9 protein-coding genes are annotated in these 11330 nt (G+C 72.1%); 5 read left to right on the top strand and 4 right to left on the bottom strand.

The window, feature by feature from the left end:
* The first annotated feature begins 126 nt into the window (after positions 1-126).
* Positions 127-1116 carry an IS3 family transposase gene (locus tag EJK15_RS63165; protein WP_138719903.1) on the top strand — a complete coding sequence of 330 codons (990 nt, stop codon included), beginning with the start codon at positions 127-129 and terminating at the stop codon, positions 1114-1116.
* A gap of 303 nt (positions 1117-1419) precedes the next feature.
* Here EJK15_RS63165 and EJK15_RS63170 read toward each other — a convergent pair whose 3' ends face one another.
* The gene (locus tag EJK15_RS63170) at positions 1420-1998 is read right to left on the bottom strand and encodes an AAA family ATPase (protein ID WP_138719904.1); all 579 of its coding nucleotides are present in this window, start codon (positions 1996-1998) and stop codon (positions 1420-1422) included.
* 674 nt (positions 1999-2672) lie between these two features.
* On the opposite strand from EJK15_RS63170, the gene EJK15_RS63175 reads away from it, so the two are divergent.
* A complete protein-coding gene (locus EJK15_RS63175; protein ID WP_138719905.1) occupies positions 2673-4649 on the top strand; it encodes a zinc ribbon domain-containing protein in 1977 nt (658 codons plus the stop codon).
* Positions 4650-4758: 109 nt separating this feature from the next.
* Here the strand turns inward: EJK15_RS63175 and EJK15_RS63180 are convergent, their stop codons facing one another.
* Positions 4759-5538, bottom strand: coding sequence for a potassium channel family protein (locus tag EJK15_RS63180; RefSeq protein WP_138719906.1), 780 nt, complete (start codon positions 5536-5538; stop codon positions 4759-4761).
* A gap of 360 nt (positions 5539-5898) precedes the next feature.
* On the opposite strand from EJK15_RS63180, the gene EJK15_RS63185 reads away from it, so the two are divergent.
* Positions 5899-6612 carry a PaaI family thioesterase gene (locus EJK15_RS63185; protein WP_138719907.1) on the top strand — a complete coding sequence of 238 codons (714 nt, stop codon included), beginning with the start codon at positions 5899-5901 and terminating at the stop codon, positions 6610-6612.
* A gap of 104 nt (positions 6613-6716) precedes the next feature.
* Here EJK15_RS63185 and EJK15_RS63190 read toward each other — a convergent pair whose 3' ends face one another.
* Complete coding sequence (locus EJK15_RS63190) at positions 6717-7577, bottom strand: alpha/beta hydrolase (protein ID WP_138719908.1); 861 nt, start codon at positions 7575-7577, stop codon at positions 6717-6719.
* A gap of 85 nt (positions 7578-7662) precedes the next feature.
* On the opposite strand from EJK15_RS63190, the gene EJK15_RS63195 reads away from it, so the two are divergent.
* Complete coding sequence (locus EJK15_RS63195; RefSeq protein ID WP_138719909.1) at positions 7663-8346, top strand: type 1 glutamine amidotransferase; 684 nt, start codon at positions 7663-7665, stop codon at positions 8344-8346.
* Here the strand turns inward: EJK15_RS63195 and EJK15_RS63200 are convergent.
* Positions 8324-8992 carry an HXXEE domain-containing protein gene (locus tag EJK15_RS63200; protein ID WP_276615581.1) on the bottom strand — a complete coding sequence of 223 codons (669 nt, stop codon included), beginning with the start codon at positions 8990-8992 and terminating at the stop codon, positions 8324-8326. The genes EJK15_RS63195 and EJK15_RS63200 overlap by 23 nt on opposite strands.
* Positions 8993-9075: 83 nt before the next feature.
* Between EJK15_RS63200 and EJK15_RS63205 the strand changes: the two genes are divergently transcribed.
* Positions 9076-11330, top strand: a 2255-nt coding sequence (locus EJK15_RS63205) for a bifunctional [glutamine synthetase] adenylyltransferase/[glutamine synthetase]-adenylyl-L-tyrosine phosphorylase (protein ID WP_138719910.1), incomplete at its 3' end; no start/stop codon positions are given.

The following is an 11330-nucleotide window of genomic DNA, read 5'->3' on the forward strand; positions in this document are numbered from 1 at the left end:
TATAATCCATACAGGCGCCATTCCAGCATTGGAATGCACAGCCCCGTCACGTACGAGAGCCTCTACCGGCCCTCAGACACCGCCGAGTGACCTCACCTCAGGTGTCCGTGCAACGGGGGGAAGCTCATACTCGGTGTGACCGCGGCGTGTGCCCTGTCAGGCAAGTCGCGAGCCACCGTGCACCGCCACCGCCATCCCGCGCCGGTGGTGCTCGGTCCTCGCCCGGCACCGGCGCCGCATCCGGCGGCGTTGAGCCGGGACGAGCGGGCGCGGGTGCTGGCCGTCTTACGCTCGGCCCGGTTCGTCGACAAGGCGCCCGCGCAGGTGTGGGCCACGCTGCTGGACGAGGGCGTCTACCTGTGTTCGATCTCCACTATGTACCGGCTGTTGCGCGGTTGCGGTGAGGTGCGTGAGCGCCGGCGGCAGGCCACACACGCGGCCAGGGTGCGGCCCGAGCTGGTCGCTCGCGGCCCCTCCCAGGTTTTCACCTGGGACATCACCAAGCTGAAGACAGCGGTCAAGGGCGTCTACTACGACCTCTACGTCATGATCGACATCTATTCGCGCTACGTCGTGCACTGGGAGGTCCACGCCCGCGAGAACGCCGAGTTGGCCGAGCAGTTCATCGCCGCGGCCATCGGTGCCAACGGCGGCCAGGCGCCCGCGCATGTGCACGCCGACCGGGGCACCTCGATGACCTCCAAACCGGTCGCGGCGCTGCTGGCCGACCTGAACATCGCGCAAAGCCACAGTCGGCCGCGGGTGTCCAACGACAACCCCTACTCCGAGGCGCAGTTCCGGACGCTGAAGTACTGCCCGGCCTTCCCCGAGCAGTTCGGCTCGATCGCCCACGCCCGCGCCTTCTGCCAGGAGTTCTTCATCTACTACAACCACGAGCACCGGCACTCCGGTATCGGCCTGCACACCCCGGCCTCGGTCCATCTGGGCACCGCCGGCCAGATCCGGGCCGAGCGGGCACGCACGCTCCAGGCAGCCTACGCCGCCAACCCCGGCCGGTTCCGCCGCAAGCCCACCCCGCCCAGCCTGCCCAAAGCCGTCTGGATCAACGAACCCGCCAAGGAGGAAACCAACTCCGATACAGAACAAGTCGCCTAAACGTCTCAAACGGTTTGACAGCTACCGGGCGGGCGAGCCCACCGCAAGCACGCCCGTCAAAGTGGTGGCGAGCACCGAGGCGCTCGCCACTAGAGACCGTAGTCTCACTGGACCTCCGGGGGTAGAGGGGATCCCAGCCCATCAGCGGACATGAGCGGGCATGCGAGCAGAGCTCAGCGACACCCGCGCTTCCCCGTGGCCGATAAGTGGAACGTTTCCCCGTTTATGTCTGAGCGGCAAGCGTATGGAGGGACGGGTGTAATTGGTGGGAATGAGGTTGTTCCGTTATCCGGAATTTCCGGCTTACCGGATTGTGCTGCCGGTGGCGTCGAACACAATGGCCTCCAGCAGGTTCGCCTCGGCCCGGTCGACGATGCGCGCGCCGATGGCCGGTGCCGGGTCGCCGCCTTTCACGCGGGTCATCAGGCCCTCCCACCGGCGCCGGTGGCGGGCGAACGTGCGCGGCGCGACCACCCGGCCCCTGGCCCGCTGCCCCGCGAGCGCCACGTCCGGAGGCGCGTCCAGCAGGAGCAGGTGGAAGCCCGCGCCGTGGCGGCGGGCCAGCCAGGCGAAGCCCCGTAGCACGTACGGGCCGCAGCCGCGGTTGTGCGCGACGACCGACTCGCCGCGGGCCAGGGCCCGGCGGATACGGTTCACGTGGGTGACGAAGACCACGGCGCGGCGTACCGGATAGGGCGCCCAGGTGAGCCTGCCGTCCCAGTGCCGCCTGGACTGCGACGAGTCGATCACCACGGCCGTGTCCCTCGCGACGGGCGCGCTCTCCGCGCCGTGCAGGCCGTACAGGCGTTGCAGCAGGGTGGTCTTGCCCGCCCCAGGGAGCCCGGTCAGGATGACCAGGGATCCGGACGGGTACTGCACCATCGCGCCCTGCACAGGCTCACCAGCTTCATTGGGGATTCTCAAGGATCGTAGTGGCTTGACGACAGCGGCGCTTCTTCGGCTGCAAGAGCTGAGGGTCTCTGAGTGGCCGGTGAGTCCTGGAAGCGTTCATGTATCGCTCATGCGTTCTACCCAGCAAGGTCACGGACTGGTAGTCTTACGGTCACGTAGGGTGAAGATTTGTGGCGGCTGGGGGTGCAGGTCGTGCGGGCGTACCGGTTAGTTGTTGATCCGGCACCGCGCCGGGCGGGCGCATCACCTGTACACCTTGGGGCCGCGCGGGTGGTGCCTGTCGGGGGTCTGGCGCTGGTGTCGGCGGATCTGGCGCCGGGAGCGGCGGCAGAGCGCTCCTTCACCTTCCGTGGTGGTCGGGTGACGGCGCCGGTGTCGTGGGCGGGGCGCCCGGTGCGTGGCCGGGTGGGTACTGGTTGGCCGAGGCGCCTGTTTGCGGTTTCTGGCGTGCGGCTGGACGTGTCGCGTCCGAAGCAGCCCGGTGGCGTAGACGAGCGCGTTGAGGACTGCGTCGGCCTGGTAGCCGTCCTGGTCACCGTCGTGTTCACCTTGTCGGCAGGGCGGCTGAAGGGGACGGGGTCGGTGGATGCTCCCTGTCGCGTACCGGCCGGGTGCCGCCGGTGCAATGAGGGCAGGGAGTGCCGGTGAGGCGAAGGCTGCCGCTGGCCGCGAATCAGAGGGCACGGATGGCGTGTGCCCGCGTGTTGCTGCGCGGTGGGGTGGAGGAGCAGACGGGTGAGGTGGTGTCTGCGGCGGTGCTGGCCGATCGGGTTGGCTGGTGCGGCGAGTTGGTCTGCAGCATGACGGCGGGATTGCTGGCCGAGCATTGGACCATGGCCGATGTCGCTCTGCTGGCTTCTGGGATGGATACGGGCGGGCGCAGGCTGCCGTCGACCGCGTGGATGGCGTTGAGGCGGCTGGGCTGGACGGCCGACGCGCCCGAGGGCTTCAAGGTCAACGACCGGATCGTGCGCATGGCTCAGGAGCAGGCCGGACGCCTGCTGCGCTCGGCGCGCTGGCGGGCCGAGGTGACCTCCGGTGTGCTGGCCACTTGGCCCGCCGACCCCGGCAAGCGTACGGCCGGGGAATGGGATGCCGTGCGTGCTGCCATCCCCGGCGGGCGAGACTTGCCCGCCGGTATCATCAAGGCCCGCACCCGGCAGATCGCCACGTTCTTGCGGGACAAGGGGCGGCTGCCGACGGATGTGTGCGAGCTGGAGAACGCGCCGAGGGCGGCGCGGATGCTGCTGTTGGCTGCCTGCGACCGGCAGCAGGCCACCATCCAGCGCAGCGAAAGCGACCCGCGGCGGGCGCTGCTGCGGCTTCAACTGCCCACCCGTCCTGACCCGCGCTCCTACGCCGACTGGACGTGGGTGGCCTGCCCGATCACCCTGCCCCCCACCGTCCCGGCCGATGCGGTGCTGCACCTGCCCACCCTGCGCCTCCACGGCGGAAGGGTGCGCGCCGAGTTGGCCTTCACCCACCCTGTCCCCGCGGCCCGGCGCGCCGGCCACACCATCGCGCTCGGCGTGGACTGGGGCTTGACCACGCTGCTGTCGGCCGGAGCAGTACGGCTTGGCGCGGACGGGCAGCTGACCACGCTGGGGGCCGGCGCCCAGTTCCGTGCTGCCGGGGTGCTCGCCAAGCAGCACCGCCTGCGGAGGAATGGCGAGAGCCTGCACGCCAAGACCGGCCACTACCAGCGGCTGACCGACGGGCGCGCACCCGATCCGGCCCTGCCGGGCAAGCAGGCGATGCTGACCGAGGAGATCCGGCATATCTCCGCGCGCCGCACGAACCTCAACCACGCGCTGGCGTGGGCGGCCGCCCGCTGGGTGGTCGATCAGGCCATCGCCGCCCGCTCCACAGTGATCTACCTGGAGGATCTGCGCTCGCTCGAAGCGGGCGGGATGGGCCGGACCCTGAACACCCGGTTGTCGCAGCAGGTGCGCGGCCAGATCGCCGACCACATCCGGCACCTGGCCGCCGAGGTGGGCATCGCGGTGGTGACCGTGCCCGCCCGCAATACCTCCAAGCATTGCCCGCACTGCCTGAGCGTGCTGCGGCACTGCAAGGCTCCCGACAAGCCGCACATGGCTGGGTGGAAATGGGCGATCTGCCCCGGCTGCGGCTGGCAGGGCGACCGCGACCACGGCGCGTGGCGCCGCATCGCCGCCCGCGGCCTGATCCACCAGGCCAAGACCGCTGTGAATCGGGCCGCCGGTGTCATGACGATCGGCTCGGTGATGGACACGCTTGAAGCCCGGGCGGTCATCACCCTGCCCACCCGCAAGACTAGCCGGACGGACCGGTCCAAGACCGGCCCCACCCGGCGCCGCACTCCACGCCCCGCGCCCAGGCGACGCAGGGCACCCTCCCCAGCACGACCCGCCGGTCGGGCTGGCCAGCGTCCGGAGGGACCCGTACCAACGGACCGGATGCGGCTGCCCCGCGCAGCCCACCGGCACCAGGGCGGGCAAGCGATCAGCACACCCACCAAACGGCACCGGCCACGCGGGGCAGCGTTAGGCGCAGGCTTCCACCTGCACGCTCACGCCACCCCGCCACGGTGGGCGCCACCCACGCCAGACGCTACAACTGGCACGGGATCACTAAGCTGATCAGAGACGCTCGCTTCGCAAGATCCGCCGTCTCCTCGTCTGCCGCGCCCGCTTCGGGCGCGTGCCTCCCAGCATCCCCGAGGCCGCCGGGAGGTGCGCGCCTCGTGAGCTATGGATTTGGGCCGGGCGTGAGCCGGGCCGTGAGCGCGGCCACCTCCTCGCGCAGCATCCCGTGGGTGTGGGCGAGGTCGGCCAGGGCCTTGCGGGCCTCGGTGAGCTCGGTGACGACCTGGGCCAGCTCGGCCTCCGTGCGCCGTTCCAGGGCCGCCGTGCGCTCGAACCGTTCGACGAACCAGGAGGCGATGGCCCCGGTGACGACGCCCAGCAGGGCGATGCCCGCGAGCATCAGGCCCGTCGCCACCAGCCGCCCCTCCGCGGTCACCGGGAAGCGGTCGCCGTAGCCGACGGTCGTCATCGTGGTGAGCGACCACCACAGGGCGTCGCCGATGTTCTTGATGTTGCCGTCGGGATTGGCGCGTTCCACTTCGAGGACGGCGACGCTCCCGATCGCGGCCACGAACAGGGCGGTGCCGCTCACGTACACGACGGCGCGCAGGCGCAGTGGAAGGCGGACCCGCTCGGCGATGACCTGCAGGAGCAGCAGCGCCCGCAGCAGCCACAGCGGGCGCAGCAGGGGGAGCATGACGACCAGGAGGGACGGGAGGTTCCTGACGATGAAGCGCAGGCGGTCGGGGGCGAGCGCCACGCGGATGAGGTAGTCGGCGGTGAACAGGGCCCACGTGGTGATCTGGAGGTACCAGAAGGCGTCGTGCGCGGCGGGGGGCAGGCCGGGGACGAGGACGGGGATCGCCCAGCCCAGCAAGAACCCTGTGCCGATGATGAGGAGCGCCGTGCTGGTGCGGCGCTCCCAGGAGGTCAGCCGGTCCATGTCGTAAGTGTGCGGTATGATCGCCCGCCCCGCCTCACCGGCATCAGGGGATTGATCCGCGAGACATCGGAATCCCGGCTAGAGTTGCTGCTGACGCCTTGATCGGCCTCACTCCGGGAACGGTCCCGGGTGAGGCCGATTTTCGTTGCTTCTGACCCCCGAGTCACATGCGTGCCACGCAAGGCGCCTAGCGTCACGGCTGGGGATGGGAAGTTTCGGACCCGTTCGAGGCGTTATGTGGTGGTACGGAGCAGCGTCAGGACCCCCTGCCTCTGGGTAACCGGGTGTCCAGTAAAATCGGCCTGTTCTTTACGATATTTCTGGACTTGCGCCTCTTGTGGCGATATTGGAGGGTGTGGCATGACGACGGCTGCCTTGCAGACCGTGTTGACCGTTCCCGAGCGTTTCCGCGGCCCTGAGGGCGTCGCCAACGGCGGCTGGATAGCGGGCACGATGGCGGAGGCGCTCAACGGAGGTCGATCAGCCGTCGAGGTCACCCTGCACGCCCCCTCGCCCCTGGAGACCGAGCTGCGGCTGGAGCACGTGGCCAACTCCGTGTCCCTCTTGCACGGCGACACGCTGCTCGTCGAGGCCATCCCGGTGGCCGAGGACCTGGAGGGGCCGGGGTTCGTGCCGTTCACGGACGCCGCCCGCGCCGAGGCCGGATTCGTCGGCCTGCAGGCGCACCCGTTCGCCGAGTGCTTCGCGTGCGGGCTGCGCGAGCCGGGCGACGGCCTGCGCATCTTCCCCGGCCCGGTCGAGGGCACGGACCTGGTGGCCGCCGGCTGGCGAGTGCCGTTCACGGTGTCGGGCGAGGACGGCGTGCCCGCCTCGATCATCGGCGCCGTGCTCGACTGCATCACCGGCTGGGCGCACTTCGGCCCCGGCGAGACCGCCCTGCTCGGCCGGCTGGCCGTGCAGCTCCACCGTCCGGTCCGCGCCGGCGGCCAGTACTCCGTCGTGGCCCGCCCGACCGGCCGCGACGGGCGCAAGATGTACGGCCAGAGCGCCATCTACGAGCTGGACGGCACGCTGGTCGCGGCCGGCCGCGCCACCTGGATCGCGCCCCGCTGACCAGAGAACCCGGTCCACGCCCGCACCGCCCGTCCTTGTCCGCATTCGGGCCGGGCGGTGCGGCGGGCGGAGACCGGAACGATGCCCGCCGGGCTCGTTCGACGTCAGGCCGGTGAGGTGAGCCGGTCCACGACGGCCGACACGCAGCGATCGTCGAACATGATCGTGTAGTGGTTGCAGCCGGGCACCACCTCGTCCTGGAGCCCCGGCAGCCGCGCCGTCCAGGGGGCGGTCAGCTCGTCGGGCAGCATGCCCACGTCCTGGTTGAGCAGCCCGCGCGGCGCCCGCAGCAGGTGCAGCGGCGCCTTGATCGCCTCCAGCGCGGCCCCGATCCGCTCCGGCTCGGTTGTCAGCCACCGGCCGTCCTGCAGCACCGCCTCGCCGGCGGCCCGCGACCGCAGCGCGCCCTCGGGTCCCGTCAGGTCGTAGCGCACGTACGCCTCGACGTCGTCGCTCCAGTAGCCGGTGAAGGCCGGATGCGCCTTGAAGAACTCGACGTACGCCTCCGCCGAGGGGTACGTCTGCCGCAGCCGCGCCAGCGCCGGGCCCAGCGCGGCCTCCATCGCCGCGTCCGCGTCCACGCCCTCGGGGAGCGGGGGCAGCGGGATCCCGCCGTCCACCAGCACCACCCTGGCGAAGTCCCGCTGGGCGGCGGCCAGCGCGGCCACGTACGCGCCCATCGAGTGGCCGGTCAGCACCGCATCGGGGCCGGCGCCCACGTGCTCGGCGACCCGCAGCACGTCCTCGGCGTGCCTCGGAAGTCCGTACGGGCCGGGCAGCGAGGCGCTGTGGCCGCGTCCTCGCAGGTCCATCGCGACGAGCGTCCATCCGGCGGGAAGGTGCCGGGCCACCGTGCCCCAGGCCATCAGGGAGGCGGTGATGCCGTGGACCGCGATGATCGTCCGCGGCCCGGCGCCGGACCTGGCGACGCGTAGCCCGTCCACGTCGTCGAAATCGAATCTCATAACGGGATCCTAGAATCGGATGCCGCGTATGTCGCCGGTGGGTCGGTGGTGCCTTGTGGGGGAATGTTCCGGATAATTACCGAATATGCGAATCACCGTCATCGAGCATGAGGCCGAGGCCGGGCTCGGATATCTGAGCGGCTGGCTGGGTGTGGCCTGCGAGGTTGTGCGGCCGTACCTGGGGGAGGAGGTCCCGGCGCGGTCCGCGGACGGCCTGATCGTGCTCGGCGGCGCGGCGGCCGCCTGGGAGGACGAGCGCAGCCCCTGGCAGTCCGCCACCCGCGACCTGCTGTCGCGGGCCGTCGACGAGGCCACGCCCACGCTGGCCATCTGCCTGGGGGCGCAACTGCTGACCATGGCCTGCGGCGGGACGGTGGAGCGGGGCGCGAACGGGCTCGAGGTGGGCGCCCGCGAGGTGGCCGCGCTGCCCGCCGCCGGCTCCGACCGGCTGCTGTCCGGCGTCGGGACGGCCGTGGCCGTTCAGTACCACCAGGACGCCATGACGCGGCTGCCCGACGGGGCGGTGCCCTTGATGACCGGCTCCCAGTACCCGAACCAGGCCTACCGGCTCGGCGAGGCCGCCTGGGCGGTCCAGTTCCATCCCGAGGCCACGCCGGAGATCTTCGCCTCGTGGACCGGCGAGTCGGACCTGGACGCGGCCGAGGACCTCAACGCCGAGGTCAAGGCCGCCGAGAGCGCGCTCATCGCGACCTGGCGGCCGGTGGCGCGGGCCTTCGCCGACGTGGTCAGAACCAACGCTCGAACCTGAGCCGCAGCCCGCCGCCCGTCCCGCGCCCGGCACGTCTCACGCCTCCTGCGCCAGGGTCTGTACGACGTGCCGCGCCAGTGCCGCCCGCGCCGCCTGCCCGGCCCGTCTCGTCCGTGCGGGTCGTGTCGTTCGTGTGGCGGGGCGTTGTGAGGGCGTGGGCGAGCGCGTGCACGCCGCCCAGCACCAGCGGGAACGCCGCCAGCGCCGCCGCGCCCGCACGCCCGGAGCGCACCGGCACCCCGGCGGTCCGCAGCCGCCGCCACGCCCACACCGAGAACGGGATCACCACCACGGGTGCGGTCGCCACCCCGGGCGTGTACCCGCGCGTCACGGCCGCCTGCGCCACATGCACCACCCCGTGCGCCCCGAACCCGGCCAGCGCCGCCTGGAACACCGCGCTCCGCCCGCCCGTACGCGCCCCCAGAGCCGCGGCCCCGGCCATCACGCCGCCCATGAGCCCGATGGCCACGGTCACGTGCCGCTGCGACACCTCCAGCCGCTCCCACGGAACCTGCGGAAACCGCTCCTCCAGCCGCGGCCGGGCCGCCCGTGCCCACCGGGCCATGGTCGCCAGCTCCTCCGCGTCGTGCACCGCCCACGCCGCCAGCAGCCCCCACGTCACCGCCACCGGAACCCGATCCGTCAAAGCCGCCCCCGCCTTCCAGAAACACAACGCAACGTTGCGTTCCATACTACGGCGAATCGCGCAAGTCCTGTCAAGATGGAGGGGTGCCCAGGATCGAATCCACCGCCGCGCGGCTCGCCAAGCTCGGTTTCGCCGACGGCGCCAGGGCCGCCAGTCTCATCCGCCAGGCCGGCGCCGGCCTCGACGACGTACTCGAGTCGCTGGTGGCCGTGGCCGACCCCGACCAGGCACTCGTCTCGCTGACCCGCCTCACAGAACGCGATCCGGCCGTTCTCGACACCCTGCGCCACGACGAGGACCTCAGGACCAGGCTGCTGGCCGTGCTCGGCGTCAGCGCCGCCCTGGGCGAGCATCTCGTACGCCACCCCGGCCAGGTCGCCCTGCTGGCCGAGCCGCGGCTGGGCGAGGCACGGGCCGAGCTGCTGCGCGCGGTCGGCGCGGACCCCGGCGCGGCCGAGCCGGTCGCCACCGGCGAGCAGCCCCTCGTGGCGCTGCGGGTGGCGTACCGGGGCAGGGTGATGCACCTGGCCGCGCGCGACCTGACCGGCCAGGCCACGCTGCCAGAGGTGATGGCGGAGCTGTCCGGCCTCGCGGGCGCCGCGCTGGAGGCCGCGCTGGCGATCGCGCGGGCCGAGGTGGACGCGGGCGAGGTGCGCCTGGCGGTCATCGGCATGGGCAAGTGCGGCGCCAGGGAGCTCAACTACATCAGCGACGTCGATGTGATCTTCGTGGCCGAGCCGCGTGAGGGCGCCGACGAGGCCAAGGCGCTGCGTACCGCGACCCGGCTGGCCCAGGCCATGATGCGGGCCTGCACGGCCACCACGCCCGAGGGCTCGCTGTGGGAGGTGGACGCGGGACTGCGTCCCGAGGGGCGTGCCGGGCCGCTGGTGCGCACGCTCGGCAGTCATCTGGCCTACTACCGGCGCTGGGCCAAGACGTGGGAGTTCCAGGCGCTGCTGAAGTCCCGGCCGGTGGCGGGCGACCTGGAGCTGGGTGCGGCCTACGTCGAGGCGGTCAACGACATGGTGTGGTCGGCGGCCACCCGCGAGCGCTTCGTCGAGGACGTACAGGCCATGCGCCGCCGGGTCGAGGCGCACGTGCGCGCCGAGGGGGAGCGGCAGCTCAAGCTGGGCCCCGGCGGGCTGCGGGACATCGAGTTCGCGGTGCAGCTGCTGCAGCTCGTCCACGGGCGGCTGGACCCGCTGCTGCGCCGCCGGGCCACGCTGCCCGCGCTGGCCGCGCTCTCGCGGGGCGGCTACGTGGGGCGCGACGACTCGCGCGGGCTCGCGGAGGCGTACTCATTCCTGCGCCAGGTCGAGCACCTGCTGCAGCTCCACCGGCTGCGGCGCACGCACATCGTGCCCACGGGCGAGGCGGATCTGCGCCGGCTGGGCCGGGCGCTCGGCATGCAGACCGACCCGGTGGGGGAGTTCACGGCCCGGTGGCGGCGGCACGCGATGGAGGCGCGGCGGCTGCACGAGAAGCTGTTCTACCGGCCGTTGCTGCAGGCCGTGTCGCGGCTGCAGGAGTCGGAGGCGCGGCTGTCGGCCACCGCGGCGGCGGCCCGGCTCGAGGCGCTCGGCTACGTCGATCCGACCGGGGCGCTGCGCCACATCGCCGCCCTGACCTCGGGTGTGTCCAGGCGGGCCGCGATTCAGCGCACGCTGCTGCCCGTCATGCTCGGCTGGTTCGCCGACACGCCCGACCCGGACGCGGCGCTGCTGGGATTCCGGCAGGTCAGCGACAAGCTGGGCGCCACACCGTGGTACCTGCGGCTGCTGCGCGACGAGACGGCGGTGGCCGCCAGGATGGCGCGCGTGCTCGGCACCAGCCGCTACGCGACCGGCCTGATCATGCACGCGCCCGACGCGGTCGCCATGCTGGGCTCGGACCAGGAGCTCGCCGTGCGCCCCGTGGAGTCTCTGCTCGGCGAGGCGGCCGCCGCGGTGTCCAGGCACGTGTCCGCGGGCGACGGCGAGGCGGAGACCGCGGTCGCCGCCGTGCGGGCGCTGCGGCGCAAGGAGCTGTTCCGTACGGCCGTGGCCGACATCTTCGGGCTCATCGACATCGAGAAGGTCGGCGGCGCGCTGTCGTCGCTGACCGACGTGACCCTCCAGGCGGCCCTCGACGCCGCGCTCGGCAAAGCCGCGAACATCACGTCGTTCGCGATCATCGCCATGGGCCGGCTCGGCGGCATGGAATGCTCCTACGCCAGCGACGCCGACGTCATGTTCGTCCACTCGCCCCTGCCCGGTGTCGCTGAGCGCGAGGCCACGGACGCCGCCTACGCCGTGGCCAACGAGCTGCGCAGGCTGCTGTCGCTGCCCGCCCCCGACCC

This window comes from Nonomuraea basaltis, assembly GCF_005893125.1.
GTDB lineage: Bacteria > Actinomycetota > Actinomycetes > Streptosporangiales > Streptosporangiaceae > Nonomuraea > Nonomuraea basaltis.